Genomic DNA, 20366 nt, shown 5'->3' on the forward strand with positions numbered 1-20366 from the left:
TAAAACTCCTTAATATTAATATCTATACAATATTTTAACATAGGAGTTACTTATTTGAATAGTTCGTCTTCTCTTGCCCTTCTTGTTCTACTTTATTGCTATTTACTGCATAAGAAACAGAATATGCTATAAACACACCATATAATATAAAAATACATATTGTCGTTACAATTGTCTCTTTTGGCAAATGGAGCGCACTTTTAATAACAGGAGCCATTAAACCCATCCCCAAAAACAGTAATGCCCACCAAAATAGCCCATAAATAATTCCCGCAATAATCCCTTCAAACTTTGCAAAAAATGCTTTATATAAAAAGGCAATCAAAATTGAAAGAAGTCCCATACACACTATTCCGGACACATTGCCCCATACCCCCTCTTTCCAACTTCCAAACGCAAATGGTAAAAGGAAATAATTCGGTCCCGCCTCCGTGAATGAAAATATATGAAGGAAATACCATATCCCGCCCCAAAAGATTCCACCAAACAAACCGATCTGCACAAAATTCCTTGTTCCTAATTGTTCTTGACTCACATCGACACCTCCGCTCAATAGTATGCCCGAAACTATTTTGAAGCATGTTTAAATCCTGCGAAATTTGTCTATAAAAAGAATAAGAAATGTCCGACTCTCATAATATTTTCCCTTGTCATCTACTTGTATTTGCCGATAAAATAAAGGAAACTCGGTGATTGTCTTATTTCAAAACGACAGAACCCAGTATGACAATTGCCTCTTTTTCTACATAAGAGAGAAACAAATACAGGTTGGTGTTAACATGGCAGAAGAGTCAAAACAAATATATGGCGGGCAAGCGGTCATAGAAGGAGTTATGTTTGGCGGTAGAGAATATACTGTTACAGCGGTTCGTCGTAAAGATAAATCGATTGAATTTTATCGATTACCACGCGTTCGTAATAAAGTATTATCTATCCTAAAAAAAATTCCATTTTTACGAGGGATTGCCGCTATTGTGGATGCAAGTGCGAATGGAGCAAAGCATTTAAACTTCGCTTCTGAACGATTTGACGTCCACCCAGAAGATGATGAACAAATTGCTAATAAAAAAGAAGAACAATCAAAATTAACGATGGTATTAGGAGTTGCAGCTGTTGGCGTTTTATCTTTCATATTCGGTAAAGTCATTTTCACAGCAGTTCCTGCACTATTAGCTGAATTAACAAGACCGATTTTCCCATCTCATACTGGGCAAATCATTGTCGAAAGTGTCATTAAGCTCATGCTATTATTGAGCTATATATACTTTATTTCTTTAACCCCACTTATTAAGCGGGTATTTCAGTATCACGGTGCAGAGCATAAGGTAATCAATGCTTATGAGAATGACCTTCCTCTGACTGTAGAAAACGTTCAAAAGCAAACTCGTCTCCATTATAGATGCGGCAGTAGCTTTATTATATTTACAGTCATTATTGGAATGTTCGTTTATTTCCTAGTCCCTACAGATCCTCTTTGGGCACGAGTTATAAACAGAATTTTATTAATTCCAGTTGTACTTGGTATTTCTTTTGAAGTATTGCAATTTACAAATCGATTACGAGATATTCCCGTATTACGCGTACTTGGATATCCTGGATTATGGCTACAACTATTAACAACGAAAGAACCAACAGATGATCAAGTGGAAGTAGCAATTGCATCGTTTGAAGAATTATTACGTTTAGAGAACAAACAATAATTATTTAAAAATGGTGTTCAACTCCTTTCCTCATCGTTAATATACTAATTTTAATATACGTTTTTAGGAGGTGTCCCTTATGAACGGTCGTTCGTTTACTTTCGCTATATTTGTGCTTATTATCGGATTGGCAATATTCGGCCTTGTTTCATCTGTTATTACAAATCCCATGGGTGTATTAAGAAATATCGGGTACATGTTACTTGTTGTCGGTATCTTTTACTTGCTATACAAGATGTTTACAAATTCCAGTGGTTCTGCAAATTCGCAAAGCTCATATAAGCGTGCGGCAAAACAATCGAACCGCAAACATGGGAAACAAAATGTAGCACCCCTAGGCAATTCTTTCTTTAAGTCAAATACTTCTAATGACAAAAGTAAAAAAGGGAATTCTTCCACTTTGAAACGAAAAAGAAAACAGTCTCATTTAACTGTCATTGAAGGCAAAAAAAGCAAAAAGAAAGACCGTGCTTCCTTTTAGGAAATACGGTCTTTTTTTATACTTTGAAGCACTTCTTTTAAACTTTTCTCTCTCATACTTTCAATTCGAAGATGATGATTTTCAAATGGTAAATTCCGTGTCACATCATTAGGTACCACAACGCACGTTAATCCCGCTGCAATTGCTGCTCTCAATCCATTTAATGAATCTTCAAACACAACAGCTTCAGACGGCTTAATTCCTAATTCTTCTATTGCAATTCGATAAAGAGCTGGATCTGGTTTTACCTTCTCAACATCTTCTCTCGTTTTAATAACTTCAAAATAATCTCGAATCTGTAGCTCTTCTAAAAAATGAATAACCCATTCTCTAGACGAACTAGAAGCTAGTGCGATTTTTAATCCCATTTCTTTCGCTTCTTCTAAATATTCTTTTACCCCGTCACGAGCTTTTGGTATTTTCATTTTCTCTTTATGTAAAGTTGCCACTTTTTCTTTTAATGCACTTTTGTTAAACTTCTCTTTTAATTGATCATTTAAATATGCATAAAGTACCTCATCTGTTGTTCCAATGCATTTCGCAAATTCCTCTAAAGGTAGTTCTTCGCCGTATTCACGAACAGCATCTCTGAAAGAGTGAAACCATATCGTTTCTGTGTCCACAATTAATCCATCAAAATCAAAAATAATTGCTTTCATAATTCTCCCATCCTTTTCGAATTGAAATAAAAAAGGAAACGCCATACGTTCCCCTTAATTACTTTTCTCTTCATTTGCTCTTTGAACACCGCGAAGTGTTTCCACTCGGACTGCATCTTGTTCAAAGTATTCCACTAAATCACCAATGCGATCAATCGCTTCCCAACTTAAATGATGCTCAATTCCTTCTACATCATTGTAAATTTTACCTTCATCCACACCGATAATACGCATAAATTGCTCTAGCAAGTCATGACGATATACGAGACGTTCTCCGATTTTTTTACCTTTTGTTGTTAATACAAGCCCTCTATATTTTTCATAAATTAGATATTCATCTTTGTCTAATTTTTGCACCATTTTTGTTACAGAGGATGGATGTACACTAAGCGCTTCAGCAATATCAGATACGCGGGCATAACCCTTTTCATCAATCAACAAATAAATTTGTTCAATATAATCTTCCATACTAGGGGTAGGCATCGGTTTCCTCCATCCAAGTTCATTTTGCTTATTCCGTACGAAGCAATCAATAAAATGATACACCAGAAAGAATAACGTGACAAGGTGGAAACGAGCCTAAATATATAAAACAAAAAAGAATCTGTATTTGCATACAGACTCCCCTTAAGTAAAGTATTGTATTTCTGCATTAGGAAAAAACTCATTTATATAACCTCTTATCGTTTCTTCCAATACTGCTGCTTCATCTTTTTTATATACGTATTTTCCGATGCCGTATCGTCCCCATTTATATTTACGCTTCTCTTCATCCATTTCAAGTTTCGTCTTCGGATAACGCTCTTGAATGACCTTTTTTGCCGGTTTTGTAAAGCGATGTTGAATTAATTCAAATGTTAAATTTGGTATCGATAAATCTTTTAGTGCATTGTACAGTCGCTCAAATAGTTCACGGTATCCTTCTTCCCACCCTTCATGCATATAAAGCGGCGCAACTATAAATCCAAGTGGATAACCCGCACCTGCTACTTTACGTGCAGCCTCTATTCGCTCCTCAAACGGCGATGTCCCTGGTTCAAAATTTTTAATTACATATCGTGAATTTATACTAAATCGAAAACGAGTTTTCCCATTATGCTTTGCATCTAATAAATGATCAACGTGCGAATATTTCGTGACGAAACGTAAGCGCCCATATTCACTTTCTCCAATGAATTCAATCGCCCGCTTTAATGCATGTGTTAAATGATCAATTCCAACAATGTCTGATGTACACGCTGCTTCAAATCTTGTTATTTCAGGTGCCCTTTCATCCATATATTGCTTTGCCTTCTCAAATATTTCATCAAGATTGACATACACACGAACGTAAGGCTTACTCCCAAGTGTCGTTTGCAAATAGCAATAATGACAATGTCCCATACACCCTGTTGCGAGCGGAATTGCATATTCAGCTGACGGTTTTGACGTATCAAACTTTAGCGTCTTCCTCACTCCAACGACAAGTGTAGCCTTTGCATTACGATACTTTTGCAAATCATTTTCTCCTGGCAAATTTCTAATTTGATTATGTGATGTCGTTTCACGAATTTCTAATCCCATCTTCGTAAACTTCTCATAAAGCTCTTTTCCAAGTGGATATTCAAGTGCCTTTGGTTCAAAGTAAACGAGTTTTGGCATAAATGGTTTCATATGCTTCCCTCCTCTCGTTAGTATGGGAAGCATTGAAAAATTAACACGCATTAAAGTTTTCCACTTCAGTAACTTGCTTTGCAAGTTACTGAATGTTATAATTTGGATAACAGCTACCTTGCAACGCAAGTTACCTAAATAAAAGGTGGTGAAATCATGCACAGCCAAATGTTAAAAGGTGTGCTCGAAGGTTGCATCCTATACATTATTTCACAAGAAGAAGTGTACGGATATGAACTGAGTACAAAATTAAATAAGCACGGCTTTACATTCGTAAGCGAAGGAAGCATATATCCGTTATTGTTACGTATGCAAAAAGAAAAATTGATTGAAGGAACATTAAAAGCTTCCTCACTCGGTCCAAAGCGAAAATATTATCACGTAACCGATAAAGGGTTAGAACAACTTGAAGAATTTAAACAAAGCTGGGGAATGGTTTCTACTACGGTAAATAACTTATTACAGGGGGAGTGATAGGGATGAATGCACAAGACATGATTGAATTGAATAATAAAAAACGTGAGCTTCTAACTTCCGAAAACGAGGCTGCTTATGGTGATATGTTAGTATATCTTCGAATATCAAACGTACCCGAGCAACAAATGGAGGAACTGTTACTAGAAATATTAGATCACCTCATCGAAGCACAAGCAGAAAATAAAAACGCTTATGACATCTTTGGAGATAATTTACAATCTTATTGCGATGAACTTATATCAGCTTTACCAACTCAAACAAAGTTAGAAAAAACTTCTTTAATTGGATTTTCTATTAGCTTACTTCTTGCTATACAGTTTGGCATAAATGCAATTATTTCATTTTTTATGTTTCTCTTTGAAAAAAACAATACATTATCAAGTCCGCCTTTTAGCATCCTTGGAACTACTTTGTCTGTTTCAATAATTATACTAGGTATACTATTTATTTTATATTTATTAAAGCGTTACTCCTTTGATCAGAAAATGAATTGGAAAAGAAGAATTCTATTTGGATTCGCATTTGCTACTCCATTTTGTTCCGCTGTATTCTTAAATATTTATTTCCAAAAGCAACCTTATCTCATTTACCATCTAAACTTTTGGCAAAGTGCCTTAATTGCTATCTTATTTTTTATTTTATATAAATTACTATACAAAAAATCAAATTTTTAACAGCCCTTCAAAAGGCTGTTTTTCTTCTGTCTAATTTTACAAATTGAAAAATTTCATAAAGAAAATAAGAAAAATGCAAAATAATTAAAGTTAATTGTTGACGTGATGCTTTTATTATCGGTATCATAAATCTTCGTGAGCAATTATTTTTCGTTATACGATTTTTTTATTATTACTGAATTTTTGAGAGGAGAAATTAGATGTCAGTTAAGAAGAAAACGCAAGTACGCACCGGCAAAATGGTACGTGAACTAATGTTAGCAGACGAAGATGTAAATGCTTCGCTAATTATGGTATATAGTGAAAACGGTGTAAACGCAGAAATTAAAATCGAGGGCTTAACGCCGAAATGTAACGAAGAATTATTTTTGAGCGGAAACGTGGATTGGAACAAGAGTGTTATTTATAAAATTGTTGATTTCACTGGAAACGCTGAAGTTGGTAAAGTTACATTAACAGCGATGAACAAAAACAATGTTTCTCTAGAAATTGAACGCGTTATGTGGAGTAAAGAAAATAAAGACGCTGCCGAGCAAGAAGAAACACAGGTAGAAGCAGCGCCGAAAAAAGAAGTAGTTGTAGAAGCTCCAAAAGCAATTCCACCCGCTCCTAAGCCTGTTACGCGTGTGGAAACACCTGCTATGGCACCTAAGCCTACTCCGGTACCGACACCGAAGCCAGTAAGTGTAGAAGCGGCTGTAGAACTAACTACTCCAGCACCTGTGAAAAAAGTAGTCCCTACTCCAGTTACAAAGCAAGAAACAGCACCGGTTGCTCCTGCAAAACCGAAGCAGCCTGCTTTGACTGAAACAAATTCAAAACTACAAGAAAATTATGTTAAACTCGTGAAAAAGACAATTGAAGTTTGTCAAGATTACGAGCTTGGCATCGACATAGATGATTCTATTGAAAGCTTAAAAGAAGAACTACAAAGCCAAGGTATTAGCGTTACATTTGACAAAGAAATTATGGACGTTGTAAGTCGCCTTCGTTCTTTACAAGATAAAGGAATCAAAGTAGAAAAAGTACTTAATTTACTATAAAAAAATAAGAGGTGGCAATTGCCATCTCTTATTTTTTATAATTCCACTCATTACTTTCATACTTCTCTTTCGCTAACGTTTGAACTTCATGTAACTGTTCTTCTGTTAATTCATATGGAACAAGTTCTACATCCAATCCTTTTTCAAACCCAATTTCAAACGCTTTAATTAACTGTTCTATCGTAAATGTACGGTCTGTTAATTCATTAATTGCTACCGCTTTAGAAGAAAACATACTTTTCATACGTTCCTTCACACGTTCATTTGGGAATAAAAATAGATCATATAGTTTATCTAAATCAATTTCTAATGGAATCGATCCATGCTGTAAAATAACACCTTTTTGACGTGTTTGAGCACTACCAGCAATTTTTCTTCCTTCCACTACAATTTCATACCAAGATGGTGCATCAAAACATACGCCTGAACGTGGATTTTTTAAATTTTCACGATCTGCTTCTGTTTTTGGAACTGCATAATATGCTTCTAGCCCTAATGCCTTAAAACCATCTAATAAGCCTTGCGAAATAACACGATACGCTTCTGTAACTGTTTTCGGCATATTCGGATGATCTTCAGACACAATAACACTATACGTTAACTCTTTGTCATGTAGTACACCCCTGCCGCCTGTTTGACGACGAACGAATCCATATTTCTTTTCGTTAACTACATCCATATTAATATCTTTTTCAACACGTTGAAAATATCCAACTGTTAATGTTGGTACTTCCCATTCATAAAAACGAATTGTTGGTGGCATTTTCTTTTCACTTTGCCAATTTAATAAACATTCATCTAACGCCATATTAAATGCCGGTGAACATTGACCAGAGTTAATATAACACCATTTTTCTTTTCCCATCCTGCACCTCATATAACCAAGTATTTTTCACATTCTCTAGTCTACCAAATTCGACAAAATTTGTGAAAGAATACGAAATTTCTTCTTATATGCAAATGATTCTGTTGCATAAATACATATGGGCATTATAATATTGAAAGTAGGATAAGAAAAAAGGGAGCGATAGCATCGTGTCAACAACTTGGATTATTTTATTAGCCGTAATCGTAGCATTCATCGGCTACACTGTATGGATGTACTTCTATCAGAAAAAATTAATTAAAACTCTTACAGAAGAAGAATTTCGCGCTGGCTACCGTAAAGCACAGCTTATCGATATTCGTGAAACAGATGAATATAACGCAGGGCACATTTTAGGTGCACGTAACATTCCGTTATCACAAATTCGCCTTCGCCATAAAGAACTTCGTCAAGATCAACCTGTTTACTTATATTGCCAAAGCGGATTCCGTACAGGTCGTGCAGCGCAATACTTAAAAAAACAAGGCTACAAAGATTTCTACCAATTACAAGGTGGATTTAAATCTTGGACAGGCAAAATTAAAAAGAAATAATAACATACAAAAAACTAGCTGAATAAATCAGCTAGTTTTTTCATTTCATCTTATTCGCAATGTATAATAAATTTTGCTTAATCGTGTCTTTATCGCTCTCTTCTACATTCCGATACAATAGCTGATATTCAATTCCTTTCTCTTTCCATAGAAGCGTAGCAAATTCGTCACCACGTTCATAATCATCTTTATTTTTAAAATAAGCAGACCTTCCATTATTTAGTTTCATTTGTTCTTGAAATCGCTTCTCTTCCACGAAATCCGGAAAACTATAAGGAAAGTTCGCGACATTTAACTCAATATACTCATTTCTACCTTGCTCCTGCTGTTTATATTTAATCGTTAAGACAGCCTTCTTTTTCCCAAGCGTTCTTACTTCACCCTTTACATCACTTATAATGTCGTACGGTAAAAACGTTGGAACTTTAAACTTCACCGGAAAATATTTTGGAATTTCCTTTAGCGGAATAGGATCCGTAACACGATCCATAGCTCCTCCTGTTGTTCCCACAAAGTGTTTTTCTTCTTGTATCGTTTGCTGAAACGAACACGAACTAAGTACAAAACTAGAAAACACGAAACAAATGATTCTTTTTTTCAATTTGTTTCCGCCCTTTCATACCGCTCTCTTAACGAACGAAGCGTTGATCCCGCACTAACGGCCCGATTAGTGCCGGCTAATAATCAGTGGGGGATGGCGCCCACTGATTAAAGTTTCACTTTATATGCTCTTCATATTCGCTTTGTCACCAAACTACACCTTTGAAAACTTTCCACGTTATTCTCACACATTTTGACAACACTTTTTGCAAACAAAAAAGACCCCTATCATTCTTACGCCCAAGTGAAAAGGTTACGCGAATAAAAAGAAGTCTTATTAATACCATAGTTTGTGAAAAGCTTTTCAGGTCAAGATTTTTTCTTTCTTATTATTTTCCCTTTATAATAAGAGAAAGAGGTGATACATATGGCCAATATAAAACAAATTGCTAAAACTGCTGGTGTATCGATATCAACTGTTTCTCGTGTCCTGAATAATCACCCTTACGTAAAAGAAGAAAAGCGTAAGCGTGTTCTAGATGCTGTTGAAGAATTAAACTACGCAAAAAATATAAATGCTGTCCATTTAATAAGAGGGAAAACATATACAATTGGCGTTATGCTCCCTTTCATTAACCTCCCCTACTTCAGTACCATTATTGAAGGAATTGGTAACGAAGCATTATTAGCTGGGTATCACATTAATTTATGCCAAACAAATTACGATAGCCTTGAAGAAATTCGTGTTCTTGAAATGATGAAAATGAAACAATTTGATGGGATGATTATTTGCTCCCGGACGAGCTCTTGGGAACAAATCGAACCTTTCGCAAAATTTGCCCCTATTATTTCATGTGAAAAAATGAACCATCCCCTCATTTCATCCATCTACGTAGATCATTATGAAGGCTTTCGTCTCGGTACTACCTATTTACTAAGTAAAGGCCATGAAAAGATCGGAATTTGTTTAGCGAGAAAAACAAGTGTAAATTCCATGGAGCGTGAAAAGGCGTTCGCCGATACACTTTGTAACGAAGGGAAGACGTTGCATCCTGAATGGATTTTCCACCAATGCTATACAATGCAGGACGGAGCACAAATACTCCATCGTATTTTAAATATGAAAAATCGTCCAACTGCTATTTTCACAGCGAACGATCAAGTTGCAGCTGGTTTATTAACAGAGGCTCGAAAACATGGCATCCGAGTACCTGAAGACCTTGCTATCCTTGGATTTGATAATCATGAAATTTCAAAGGCATTAGAAATTTCCACAATTGAACATCCCGGTCTCGCAATGGGCTCACATGCTTTTTCTTTATTCCATAAGCAGATTCAAAGCGAGCAAATTGTCGGCAGTGCAAAAGAGCTTTCATTCCATTTAATTAAGCGAGAGACTGTCTAAAAAGAGCGTTACCTATAATGCTCTTTTTCAGCTCTTCACCTATTGACATTATATTTTTCATCTCATATAATTAACCTAACGAACGGTAGGTAGGGGATGAAAATGACAGCAAACCGCATTAAAGCTGTAGCACTTTCTCATTTTGCACGCTACGGCTATGAAGGAACTTCATTGGCAAATATTGCTCAAGAAGTTGGGATTAAAAAACCATCGATTTACGCACACTTTAAAGGAAAAGAAGAGCTATATTTCATATGCTTAGAATCTGCTCTTCAAAAAGATTTGCAGAGCTTCACAGGCGATATCGAAAGCTTTTCCAATTCGTCCACTGAAGAATTGCTTTTAAAATTATTAAAAGGCTATGCAAAACGATTTGGTGAAAGTGAAGAATCAATGTTTTGGTTACGAACTTCTTATTTTCCGCCTGATGCATTTCGCGAACAAATTATTGATAAAGCAAATGTACACATTGAAAACGTCGGAAAACTTTTATTCCCTGTATTTAAAAGAGCAAGCGAACAAGATGAGCTGCATAACATTGAAGTAAAAGACGCCTTAGAGGCTTTTCTATGCTTACTCGATGGTCTTATGGTTGAACTATTATACGCAGGTTTAAATCGTTTTGAGACACGTTTAGACGCTTCTTGGAAAGTATTTTGGCGTGGACTTTCAAACTGACGGATTGCTCCTTTGCAATGCGTCGTTTTTAAGCACTTTACCTAACGACTGGTAGGAAGGAGAAATGACATATGGCATGGATTTATGTAATCATCGCTGGTATTATTGAAATCTTTTGGGTGATTGGACTAAAAAAAGCGGAGGCACCACTTGAGTGGGCTGGTGTTGCTCTATTAATTACAATTAGTTTCGTCTTATTATTTAGAGCTTATAAAGATTTACCTGTCGGCACTGTATATGCAGTCTTCACAGGAATCGGAGCTGGCGGAATCGTTCTTACAGAGATTTTCATCTTCGGAGAACCTTTCTCTATTGTAAAAGTTTTATTAATCGGTTTAATCTTCTTCGGAGTAATTGGTCTAAAACGAGTAACAGAAGAAAAAGAAACGCAGGAGGCTGCATAAAATGGCTTGGGTATTTTTAATTCTAGCTGGTATTTGTGAAATTATTGGTGTACTCTTTATGAAAGTAGCCACTGAAAAGAAAGGCTGGGCACCAAAAGTTATTTTAATCGCTAACTTCGGCGTAAGCTTCTTCTTCTTATCTCTTGCGATGAACACGTTACCGATGGGAACTGCTTACGCGATTTGGACTGGAATCGGAACTGCTGGAAGTGCACTTCTAGGCATTCTCATTTTCCGAGAATCAGCGGATTGGCGTCGTCTTGCTTTCTTAAGCTGCATTTTATGCGGCGCTGTTGGCTTAAAACTATTAAGCTAACGTGAGGTGAATGTCATGTGGAAAGAAAAAGGGAATCAACTGTTAGCATGGATTACACTCGGGATTGTCATTCTATTACAAATAAGTTTTCATATAATAGAATCATTGTTTCATAAAGTATTATCCATTCTCACATTCCTTCCTAACATGACACTTGAAATTATATCGATTGTTTGGTCCATTATCGCCTCCATTGCAATCGTCATTATATGGAGTATCGCCAAGCTATGGAATAAGTTATTTAAAAAGGACAGTACTTCTAAAAAAGAGTAACTGTCCTTTTTTGTATTCATTCAGATTTTCTATAAAAGTTAGATGCAATAAGACAAAACAGACCAACTATGACAATACTTATACCAATCCCTTTATGCAAATTAGGAAACGGTGATGGTATGTCTGAATAAAAATTTGCTAATATGAGACCGATTGAAACGAAAAGTACCCCTATTCTATATAACCATTTTCTTTTGTTCATCATTCTCCCCTCCTAAAATTTTTCATACACTCCTTTCTTTTGGACAGACTACCTAAAAAAGGAGTGAATAATATGCCAAATTCTATACATAAACAAATCCTATTTTTATTTTTCCTATTTCTTATTCTCATCATCGTTTTCAGCTTTATATTACATACTCCAAAAGATGTGCCAAATAGCGTTTCTTTTTATAAACTACTGCTCTCGTATTGTCGTTATTGAAGAAGGTGCCTTTTTTAAGGCACCTTTTAAAATTCTCTTTTTTTCATATATTTTTACTGAAACAAAGATAGATGCTATGAACATGCATATTGAACCAATGAATAACAAGGTATTATATAATTGAATTTGTTCCAAGTTGATTTGAAACAAAACTTCTAAAACAACTATCGGTGCCATGAATATTACTATCGTAATAAAAATAGTTTTCTTATACCCTAGCCAAAAGGATATTGGTAATACAAAGCTTAAATACACTAAAATAAAGCTAATACTAGCAACTATTGTCGTTTCAATAAATTCAAATAAGTTAACCCCTCTCTTCATTCCCATCGTGAAACAACCGACCGTTACACTTATAAAAAGAATAATAATTGCTACTATATATTTCGCATACACAATTTGTTTTCTCAATATTGGTAAACTATTTACTATAACTTCACTCTCATTTTTACTATCTGCTTCAAATGTTTTTACTGTTGCCCCAATTGTAATAATTACTGACATAATGATGAACAGATTTTCCGTATCTGTTAAGGCTATATAAAAGAAAACAGGATACAGTATGTACCAAATTAAAAATTTCCATTGAATGATGAAATCTTTTAAAATTAGTTGCTTGATCATGTATTATACCTCCTAATATGAAAATGTCCCTTCTATAACTCTGCCTCCTGAAACATTTTCATTGAGAGGAACATTGATACGAATATACTCACTAATACTCCGATACCAAGAACACCCATTGCTTGTGTAGCCTCTTGAGAGTGAAGTACTTTTAACATAATTGTTTTATCACCAAAAATATTGCACATAAGACCAATCATACCCATTAAAGGAAAAAGCATAATCAAATTCAAGACAGTAATAACTTTATATCCCCCAATGTAATTAGTCGGTATCGTTACTGCACAATAAATCAAAGTTGCTACTATTGCTGAAAATACTGCATATCCAGGCATAACTATATCTCTGTTCAATAGAATATTCCCTAATATTATGACTATAAAAGTTGTACTCAAACCAGCCATAATAAATAATGAACTTGCAATATATTTAGCTATAACTATCTCTGTTCTCGTTATAGGCAAACTCACTAATATTTTTTCTGTTTTACTTTTCTCTTCATAATAAAAAGAAATAGATATAATCGTACTACATGTTATAAATAACCCTATTGCAATCCCCATTGGTTGGACTAGATTCCTAAAAACAGAGAAAATAGGTATTAAAAAATATAAAGGAAACATCTTCTTCTGCAAGAAAAACTCCTTCAAAATCAATTGCTGCATATAAATTCTCCTCTCTATAAATCACGCGTTTCATAAATTTTAATTGTAAGAAACATAGAAGCGATATAAATACTAAATAATGTAATGAATCCAACTATAAATACACCAAGATGTAATGGATTCACAATCCAATCAATGAATGATGCCGTAGCGCTTTCTCCGTCACCAATAAACATTCCAACAATAACACCTATTCCAGCGGCTCCACCTGTAAATATTCCACGTACTATTTTTGATTTTGTTCCATAATAACTCGGGAATAATGCTGTAATATAAACTAAAGAATATACAGCACCTCTGACTACTACATACCAAGGAATTTCAATATACAAATTAGGATGATAAGCTCCAATATCACCAATGACAGCGATACCTCTTATAAGAAAAACAACTAGCATAGTAGAAATCATGCCACCTACAATGAATATTACACCCGAAATATATCTAGCAATAATGATATCCTTTCGTCCAACAGGTAAACTATTTATAATAACATCACTTTTATTTTTTTCATCCATCGCTATTAGTATCATAGAAGATGATATCGTTATGAGTAAGCAACTCATCGGAAATAACAATTCACCATCTGGCTCTAATCCAAAGAAAACAAGGGGCATAATAAAATAGACTAACCACGTAACCCGAAAAAAGAACAAATCTTTATAGATGAGCTGACGCATAAGCACCTCTCCCTTTCGCAGTGTAAACGATGATATCGTCTAATGTAGGCTTTTCTATTACAACCTCATTTCCAAACCAATCGATAATTGCTTGTTTATCCTTCGCTAAACCTTCAAAACCAAATTTGTTTTTTCGTAATCCAACAAATAGCTCTTTTCCTTCTCGATCCAATAAATCATTACTTCCCTTTACGCTTACGTAGTTCTCCATCAATTCATCTTTCTCACCAGTAAATATAATTTCTCCGTCATTGATAAACGTAATATAATCTGCAATACGTTCTAAATCCGTTGTAATGTGGGTTGAGAATAATACAGATACTTCATCTTCCATTACAATTTCTTGCAACATATCAAGTAATTCGCTCCGAACAACTGGATCTAATCCTGCTGTCGGTTCATCCATAATAATGAATTCGGCATGATGTGAAAGTGCGATTGCAATCGCAAACTTCATTTTCATCCCTTTAGATAGCTCTTTAATTTTTTTATACTTTGGAACTTGCAATCTGTGCATATACGATTGGTATTGATTTTCGTCCCACTTTTTATATAACGGTGCAATAATACGTTTCATTTGTTCACACGTTAAATCTTCGTAGTAATAGTTTTCATCATATACAAAACCAATATTTTGTTTTATGTCCTTTTCGGCTTTCTTATTGTCTTTGCCAAAAATTTTTATATTGCCGCTATCTTTTCTAATTAAATTCATAATCATTTTGATCGTTGTACTTTTCCCAGCACCATTCGGTCCGACAAACCCCATAATATATCCTCGTGGTAATGTAAAACTTATATTTTTCACTGCGAAATCTTCATAACTTTTACAAACATTTTTTAGCTCTAACATCTCTTATTCCCCCTTATATAAACACGCAATCATCTGCTGCAGTTCTTCAAGTGAAAGCTGCAACACTTTACTTTCTTTTACGATTTCTTCAGCCTTACTTTCCAATAGACGTAGCCGCTGTTCTTTTAGTAGTTCATTATTTTTACATGAAACATAAGTCCCCTTCCCAGCAACAGTTTCTATATATCCTTCTTTTTCAAGCTCCTCGTACGCACGCTTCGTTGTAATTACACTAATTTGCAATTCCTTCGCTAAGCTACGAATAGACGGTAATTGGTCTCCACCCTTTAAACCACCATTTAAAATAAGCTGGCTTAATTGTTTTCTTATTTGCACATAAATAGGGTCTTGGGAAGAATTCGAAATAATAATATTCATGTTTTCCTCCAGTTTGTGTATATACTGTATATATCTTATATACACAGTATATACACACCATCCTATTTTTGGCAAGAAAAAAAGACCAACATTTCCCTGTTGGTCTTTCGTATATGTATCACTTTTCAAAGCGATCTAACATCTCGTCTCTCATTCCGAAACTTACTACTGCAATTCCTATATACATAAACAGAAGAAATGCCGGATGAACTGTGTTGTACCAGCTGCTGTCAACGATTAAGTAAATCGTTAATGCCACAACAAGAACAAACGCTAAGATAAACATATAAAAGTGTCTTGTACTACCCATGATAAACTCCTCTCTTCTCACTTCACCATTCAACAGTTTATTTTATCGAATAATTCGATATGACTCAAGGTTAACTTTCTGTTATGTAATCAAGTTCCACCTTTACAATGTCCTCACATGCTATTGAAATGATTGTTCCTTGTTTATCAATTGCCGTCACTTCTCTATTATCCATTACACGATTTGCTACTCTTTCTAACACTTTCCCTTGGTCTCGATAGCAAAATTCTTTTACATCTTTAATTGTTTCTCCATTTTCTAAATGGTATACCATTCTATAACATCGATATCCCACACTTTCACCCCCGTCTTGCTCGTTTTTTCACATATACATAAAAATGAGTAATTTTTGCCTCATCACATCTTCTTAATTTCAATAAAATTCTAACAAAAATAAATACTTTTATCAAACCGACTTTTTCAACAAAACTACCTATAAAACTACACCTTTACACCATTAGGAAACAAAAAATATAATTTTTTAACATTTTCTTCACTATTTCTGCACAAATTCTCCATACAAAAAAAGAACCCGCCGCAGCGAGTTCTTTTTTTGTTATTCTAATCAAACTTGTACAGGAGCTGGCTTTGCATAACGTAAAACTGGTTTACGTGCAGCCATCGTTTCGTCTAAACGTTTAATGACTGTCGTATGCGGTGCTTCTTGTACAACTTCTGGATTTTCTTCTACTTCTTTAGCGATTTGAATCATCTTATCAATGAAACCATCTAATGTTTCTTTTGATTCTGTTTCTGTCGGCTCAATCATAATACATTCTTCCACATTTAATGGGAAGTAAATTGTTGGTGGATGGTAACCGAAATCAAGCAGACGTTTTGCAATATCTAATGTACGTACGCCAAGTTTCTTTTGACGACGACCTGATAATACAAATTCATGCTTACAATGTCTATCGAATGGAAGATCGTAGAATGGCGCTAATCTTCTCATCATATAGTTCGCATTTAATACAGCATACTCAGTTACTGCACGCAAGCCATCTGGACCCATAGAGCGAATATACGTGTATGCACGAACGTTAATTCCGAAGTTACCATAGAATGGCTTCACACGACCAATTGCTTCTGGACGGTCGTAGTTGAAGTGATAACCATTTTCCGTTTTTTCTAAAATCGGTTTTGGTAAGTACGGAATTAAATCAGCTTTCACACCTACTGGACCAGAACCTGGGCCACCACCGCCGTGAGGACCTGTAAATGTTTTATGAAGGTTTAAATGCACAACGTCAAATCCCATATCTCCTGGGCGCGCTTGGCTTAATACCGCATTTAAGTTTGCACCATCATAGTATAATTTACCGCCTGCATTATGGACAATTTCTGCCATTTCTAAAATATTTTCTTCAAATAGACCTAATGTATTAGGATTTGTTAACATAAGTGCTGCTGTTTCTTCATTGACAACACGTTTTAAGTCTTCTAAATCAACAAGGCCATTTTCATTTGATTTTACTGTAATTGTTTCAAAACCAGCTACAGTTGCAGATGCTGGATTCGTTCCGTGAGCAGAGTCAGGCACAATTACTTTCGTACGGTTAAAATCACCATTTGCTTCATGGTATGCACGAATTAACATTAAACCTGTCCATTCTCCGTGTGCACCAGCTGCTGGTTGTAAAGTAACAGTATCCATACCTGTAATTTCGATTAAATGCTCTTGTAAGTCGTACATTAATTCCATTGCACCTTGTACTGTCTTTTCATCTTGCAGTGGATGAATATTTGCAAATCCTGCGAAACGAGCTACACTCTCATTAATTTTCGGATTATATTTCATCGTACAAGATCCAAGTGGATAGAATCCAGAATCAACACCGTGGTTACGGTTTGAAAGTGCTGTATAGTGGCGCATAATATCAAGTTCAGATACTTCTGGTAGCTCTGCATCTTCTACTCGAATATAATCGCTCTCAAACACATCTTCTAGTTTCACTTCTTCTACATCTAATTTGGGTAAGCTATATCCTACGCGTCCTTCTTTAGTCACTTCAAAGATAAGTGCTTGGTCTTGGTTCTTCATTGGATAGCCCCCATTTCGTTTACAAGTGTGTCAATTTCCTCTTTCGTACGAAGCTCAGTTACCGCTACAAGCATATGGTTTTCATGCTCTTTATAATCACGGCCTAGATCGTAACCGCCGATAATATTCTTTTGTAATAATGCATCGTTTACTTCTTTCACTGGACGTTTGCAATCTACAACAAACTCATTGAAGAATGGTCCAGCAAATGTTACAGTAAAGCCTTTCGCTTCAAATTGACGTTTTGCATATTGTGCTTTAGAAATGTTTTGACGTGCCATTTCTTTCACACCTTGTTTGCCAAGTGCCGTCATTGCAACAGAAGCTGCTAATGCATTTAACGCTTGGTTTGAACAAATGTTAGATGTCGCTTTATCACGGCGAATATGCTGTTCACGTGCTTGTAACGTTAATACAAATCCACGTTTACCATCTGAATCTACAGTTTGTCCAACAAGACGTCCTGGAATTTTACGCATAAATGCTTTCGTTGTTGCAAAGTAACCACAATGCGGTCCACCAAACTGCGTTGGGATACCAAATGGTTGTGCATCACCGATTACAATATCAGCACCAAATTTCCCTGGTGGTGTTAATGCGCCTAATGATAATGGATTTGAAGAAACGATAAATAATGATTTTTGTTGATGAACGATTTTTTCAATATCAGCTAATTTTTCAACTTGTCCAAAGAAGTTTGGATATTGAACGATTACACAAGCAACTGTATCATCTACTTCACTTTTTAATACGTCTAAATCTGTTACACCATCTTTATGATTAATTTCAACAACTTCAAGATTTTGACCTTTTGCATACGTTTCAAGTACTGCTCTTGATTCTGGATGAACCGCGCTAGATACAAGAATTTTCTTTTTGCGAGTATGGCCAGCTGCTAACATTGCCGCTTCAGCTAAAGCTGTACCCCCGTCATACATAGAAGAGTTTGCTACATCCATTCCTGTTAATTCACAAATCATTGTTTGGAATTCAAAGATTGCTTGTAATTCCCCTTGTGAAATTTCCGGTTGGTATGGTGTGTAAGCTGTATAAAATTCTGAGCGAGAAATAACATGATCTACAATTACTGGAGCATAATGATCGTATACGCCTGCTCCTAAGAAAGAAGCGTATTCTTTTAAGTTAGCATTTTTACTAGCCATTTGAGATAGCTCTTTTAAAAGCTCTGGCTCTGATTTTGCTTCTTTAATTTTTAAATCCCCTTTAAAACGAACACTCTCTGGAATATCAGAGAATAATTCATCGATCGTTTGAACGCCGATCGTTTGTAACATTTCTTTTTTGTCTTCTTCTGTCATTGGAAGATAACGATGCAACATGAAATCTACCCCTCTCCCCGTTACTTTGAACGTTTGTAAAATGGTGTTGGAACAACTACTGCTTTGACGCGTTTATTACGAATTTCAATTTCTACTTCTGTATCAACTGCTGCGTATTTTACATCAATTAGTGCTAAACCAATGCTTTTCTTTAACGTTGGAGATTGTGTACCACTCGTTACTTCCCCAATTTTTTCTTCACCAATAAATACAGGGTAATGCGTACGAGGAATTCCACGTTCGATTACTTCGATGCCGACTAATTTACGAGGCGCACCGTTTTCTTTTTGCTCTTTTAACGTTGCTTTTCCAAAGAAGTCTGCTTCTTTATTTGTTTTTACCGCAAAGCCAATTCCAGCCTCAATCGGTGTAATATCTTTTGATAATTCTTGTCCATAAAGTGGTAATGTTGCTTCGAATCGCAGTGTATCACGAGCACCTAAACCACATGCTTTTAAGCCCTCTTCTGCTCCAACTTCAAGAAGTTTCTCCCAAAGTTTTGCAGCATCTTCACTCTTACAGTAAATTTCGAATCCATCTTCACCTGTGTAACCTGTACGAGATACAAGTGCTGGAATTCCATCTACAAGAATATTGTTTTTAAATTTAAAGAACTTAATTTCTTTCAAATCTTCTGACACAACTTTTTGTAAAATGCCTTCTGCTTTTGGTCCTTGAATTGCAAGCTGTGCAACTTCACTAGAAACATTGACTACTGTCGCATCGCCAATTACATGACTTGCTAACCATTCGTAATCTTTCTCTATATTTGATGCATTGATTACTAATAAATAGTCTTCTTCACCACGTTTGTAGATTAATAAATCATCTACTGTACCACCATTTTCGTAGCACATAGCTGTATATTGTGCGCCCCCTACCTTTAAGGTAGATACGTCATTTGTAACAACACGTTGTAAAAATGCTAAACTATCTACACCTTTTACTTCAACTTCTCCCATATGAGACACGTCGAACAAACCTGCAGCTGTACGTACAGCTTCGTGTTCTTCTTTAATGCTTGAAAATTGAACTGGTAATTCCCAACCACCGAAGTCGATTGTTTTCCCACCATACTTCGCGTATACATCAAATAACGGTGTACGTTGTAATGTAATCATGCTCTCTCCCCCTTATGCTTTGACAAATCAATAAAAGTTGCTTCCTTTTTCTAAACATTTTCATTCTGAAAAGATAGGATATACGGAATCTCATTATATTTTTTTATGAAAGCGTAAATAAAAAATCACTTTCTTGGATAAAATACGAAAGATTCCACACATTTCACACCATTATCCTAACATCATTCGCTATATTTCATCAATATTC

28 protein-coding genes are annotated in these 20366 nt (G+C 35.4%); 11 read left to right on the top strand and 17 right to left on the bottom strand.

Translation table 11 applies throughout. From position 1 onward, the window contains the following. Positions 1 to 46: 46 nt before the first annotated feature. The gene (locus MR167_RS15580; RefSeq protein ID WP_000076885.1) at positions 47 to 535 is read right to left on the bottom strand and encodes a YqhR family membrane protein; all 489 of its coding nucleotides are present in this window, start codon (positions 533 to 535) and stop codon (positions 47 to 49) included. A 244-nt stretch (positions 536 to 779) separates the two neighbouring features. Between MR167_RS15580 and MR167_RS15585 the strand changes: the two genes are divergently transcribed. Beyond that, positions 780 to 1700, top strand: coding sequence for a DUF1385 domain-containing protein (locus tag MR167_RS15585; protein ID WP_000807119.1), 921 nt, complete (start codon positions 780 to 782; stop codon positions 1698 to 1700). Positions 1701 to 1779: 79 nt separating this feature from the next. After that, a complete protein-coding gene (locus tag MR167_RS15590; protein ID WP_001014463.1) occupies positions 1780 to 2181 on the top strand; it encodes an SA1362 family protein in 402 nt (133 codons plus the stop codon). Here MR167_RS15590 and MR167_RS15595 read toward each other — a convergent pair. The 3 genes from MR167_RS15595 to splB all read right to left on the bottom strand — a co-directional run bounded on the left by MR167_RS15595 (position 2178) and on the right by splB (position 4493). Beyond that, on the bottom strand, positions 2178 to 2840 hold the full coding sequence (locus MR167_RS15595) for an HAD family hydrolase (RefSeq protein ID WP_014894887.1): 663 nt from the start codon (positions 2838 to 2840) through the stop codon (positions 2178 to 2180). The genes MR167_RS15590 and MR167_RS15595 overlap by 4 nt on opposite strands. Before the next feature lie 54 nt (positions 2841 to 2894). Further along, on the bottom strand, positions 2895 to 3323 hold the full coding sequence (gene mntR / locus MR167_RS15600) for a transcriptional regulator MntR (RefSeq protein ID WP_001143081.1): 429 nt from the start codon (positions 3321 to 3323) through the stop codon (positions 2895 to 2897). Positions 3324 to 3467: 144 nt separating this feature from the next. Beyond that, the gene (gene splB, locus MR167_RS15605; protein ID WP_000802106.1) at positions 3468 to 4493 is read right to left on the bottom strand and encodes a spore photoproduct lyase; all 1026 of its coding nucleotides are present in this window, start codon (positions 4491 to 4493) and stop codon (positions 3468 to 3470) included. A 156-nt stretch (positions 4494 to 4649) separates the two neighbouring features. On the opposite strand from splB, the gene MR167_RS15610 reads away from it, so the two are divergent. From MR167_RS15610 to MR167_RS15620, 3 genes are all read left to right on the top strand, one after another. Further along, on the top strand, positions 4650 to 4967 hold the full coding sequence (locus tag MR167_RS15610) for a PadR family transcriptional regulator (protein WP_000556083.1): 318 nt from the start codon (positions 4650 to 4652) through the stop codon (positions 4965 to 4967). A gap of 5 nt (positions 4968 to 4972) precedes the next feature. After that, positions 4973 to 5644, top strand: a complete 672-nt coding sequence (locus MR167_RS15615; RefSeq protein WP_000993585.1) for a DUF1129 family protein — start codon at positions 4973 to 4975, stop codon at positions 5642 to 5644. A gap of 200 nt (positions 5645 to 5844) precedes the next feature. Next, entirely contained in the window at positions 5845 to 6687 is an 843-nt protein-coding gene (locus MR167_RS15620) for a hypothetical protein (protein WP_000111891.1), read from the top strand. A gap of 28 nt (positions 6688 to 6715) precedes the next feature. On the opposite strand, the gene MR167_RS15625 is transcribed toward MR167_RS15620, so the two are convergent. After that, positions 6716 to 7552 carry a lipoate--protein ligase family protein gene (locus MR167_RS15625; protein ID WP_242314957.1) on the bottom strand — a complete coding sequence of 279 codons (837 nt, stop codon included), beginning with the start codon at positions 7550 to 7552 and terminating at the stop codon, positions 6716 to 6718. A gap of 170 nt (positions 7553 to 7722) precedes the next feature. Here MR167_RS15625 and MR167_RS15630 point away from each other — a divergent pair, with 170 nt between their 5' ends. Next, entirely contained in the window at positions 7723 to 8106 is a 384-nt protein-coding gene (locus MR167_RS15630; protein ID WP_000108654.1) for a rhodanese-like domain-containing protein, read from the top strand. 40 nt (positions 8107 to 8146) lie between these two features. On the opposite strand, the gene MR167_RS15635 is transcribed toward MR167_RS15630, so the two are convergent. Beyond that, positions 8147 to 8683 (bottom strand): DNA polymerase III subunit delta, encoded by a 537-nt coding sequence (locus MR167_RS15635; RefSeq protein ID WP_242314969.1) that lies wholly within the window; start codon positions 8681 to 8683, stop codon positions 8147 to 8149. 390 nt (positions 8684 to 9073) lie between these two features. Here MR167_RS15635 and MR167_RS15640 point away from each other — a divergent pair, with 390 nt between their 5' ends. From MR167_RS15640 to MR167_RS15660, 5 genes are all read left to right on the top strand, one after another. Beyond that, entirely contained in the window at positions 9074 to 10051 is a 978-nt protein-coding gene (locus MR167_RS15640; protein ID WP_001273990.1) for a LacI family DNA-binding transcriptional regulator, read from the top strand. Between the two features lie 96 nt (positions 10052 to 10147). Next, positions 10148 to 10729 carry a TetR/AcrR family transcriptional regulator gene (locus MR167_RS15645; RefSeq protein WP_002082177.1) on the top strand — a complete coding sequence of 194 codons (582 nt, stop codon included), beginning with the start codon at positions 10148 to 10150 and terminating at the stop codon, positions 10727 to 10729. A 71-nt stretch (positions 10730 to 10800) separates the two neighbouring features. Next, positions 10801 to 11133, top strand: coding sequence for a DMT family transporter (locus MR167_RS15650; RefSeq protein WP_242314958.1), 333 nt, complete (start codon positions 10801 to 10803; stop codon positions 11131 to 11133). A 1-nt stretch (position 11134) separates the two neighbouring features. After that, complete coding sequence (locus tag MR167_RS15655) at positions 11135 to 11449, top strand: DMT family transporter (protein WP_000312623.1); 315 nt, start codon at positions 11135 to 11137, stop codon at positions 11447 to 11449. A gap of 15 nt (positions 11450 to 11464) precedes the next feature. After that, positions 11465 to 11722 carry a DUF3975 family protein gene (locus MR167_RS15660; protein WP_000265402.1) on the top strand — a complete coding sequence of 86 codons (258 nt, stop codon included), beginning with the start codon at positions 11465 to 11467 and terminating at the stop codon, positions 11720 to 11722. Between the two features lie 16 nt (positions 11723 to 11738). Here the strand turns inward: MR167_RS15660 and MR167_RS15665 are convergent, their stop codons facing one another. The 11 genes from MR167_RS15665 to gcvT all read right to left on the bottom strand — a co-directional run bounded on the left by MR167_RS15665 (position 11739) and on the right by gcvT (position 20158). Then, positions 11739 to 11927 (bottom strand): hypothetical protein, encoded by a 189-nt coding sequence (locus tag MR167_RS15665; protein ID WP_002082175.1) that lies wholly within the window; start codon positions 11925 to 11927, stop codon positions 11739 to 11741. A gap of 192 nt (positions 11928 to 12119) precedes the next feature. After that, the gene (locus MR167_RS15670; RefSeq protein ID WP_242314960.1) at positions 12120 to 12770 is read right to left on the bottom strand and encodes an ABC-2 transporter permease; all 651 of its coding nucleotides are present in this window, start codon (positions 12768 to 12770) and stop codon (positions 12120 to 12122) included. Between the two features lie 32 nt (positions 12771 to 12802). After that, positions 12803 to 13435: an ABC-2 transporter permease gene (locus tag MR167_RS15675; RefSeq protein ID WP_001186571.1), complete on the bottom strand. Its 633-nt coding sequence runs from the start codon at positions 13433 to 13435 to the stop codon at positions 12803 to 12805. Positions 13436 to 13449: 14 nt separating this feature from the next. After that, complete coding sequence (locus MR167_RS15680; protein ID WP_001249441.1) at positions 13450 to 14115, bottom strand: ABC-2 transporter permease; 666 nt, start codon at positions 14113 to 14115, stop codon at positions 13450 to 13452. Next, a complete protein-coding gene (locus tag MR167_RS15685; RefSeq protein ID WP_000891299.1) occupies positions 14096 to 14968 on the bottom strand; it encodes an ABC transporter ATP-binding protein in 873 nt (290 codons plus the stop codon). Before MR167_RS15685 ends, MR167_RS15680 begins: the two co-directional genes overlap by 20 nt. A gap of 3 nt (positions 14969 to 14971) precedes the next feature. Beyond that, on the bottom strand, positions 14972 to 15346 hold the full coding sequence (locus tag MR167_RS15690; protein ID WP_001021345.1) for a GntR family transcriptional regulator: 375 nt from the start codon (positions 15344 to 15346) through the stop codon (positions 14972 to 14974). Positions 15347 to 15464: 118 nt separating this feature from the next. After that, positions 15465 to 15656 (bottom strand): hypothetical protein, encoded by a 192-nt coding sequence (locus MR167_RS15695; protein ID WP_000535933.1) that lies wholly within the window; start codon positions 15654 to 15656, stop codon positions 15465 to 15467. A 70-nt stretch (positions 15657 to 15726) separates the two neighbouring features. Beyond that, a complete protein-coding gene (locus MR167_RS15700) occupies positions 15727 to 15930 on the bottom strand; it encodes a DUF3929 family protein (RefSeq protein WP_000262496.1) in 204 nt (67 codons plus the stop codon). A 291-nt stretch (positions 15931 to 16221) separates the two neighbouring features. Then, entirely contained in the window at positions 16222 to 17697 is a 1476-nt protein-coding gene (gene gcvPB / locus MR167_RS15705; protein WP_000795712.1) for an aminomethyl-transferring glycine dehydrogenase subunit 2, read from the bottom strand. Continuing rightward, the gene (gcvPA, locus tag MR167_RS15710) at positions 17694 to 19037 is read right to left on the bottom strand and encodes an aminomethyl-transferring glycine dehydrogenase subunit 1 (RefSeq protein ID WP_242314962.1); all 1344 of its coding nucleotides are present in this window, start codon (positions 19035 to 19037) and stop codon (positions 17694 to 17696) included. The genes gcvPB and gcvPA overlap by 4 nt, the downstream gene beginning before the upstream one ends. A gap of 20 nt (positions 19038 to 19057) precedes the next feature. Beyond that, positions 19058 to 20158 (bottom strand): glycine cleavage system aminomethyltransferase GcvT, encoded by a 1101-nt coding sequence (gene gcvT / locus MR167_RS15715; protein WP_000631776.1) that lies wholly within the window; start codon positions 20156 to 20158, stop codon positions 19058 to 19060. Positions 20159 to 20366: the final 208 nt, after the last annotated feature.

This window comes from Bacillus cereus group sp. BfR-BA-01355 (assembly GCF_022663675.1).
Classification (GTDB): domain Bacteria; phylum Bacillota; class Bacilli; order Bacillales; family Bacillaceae_G; genus Bacillus_A; species Bacillus_A thuringiensis_S.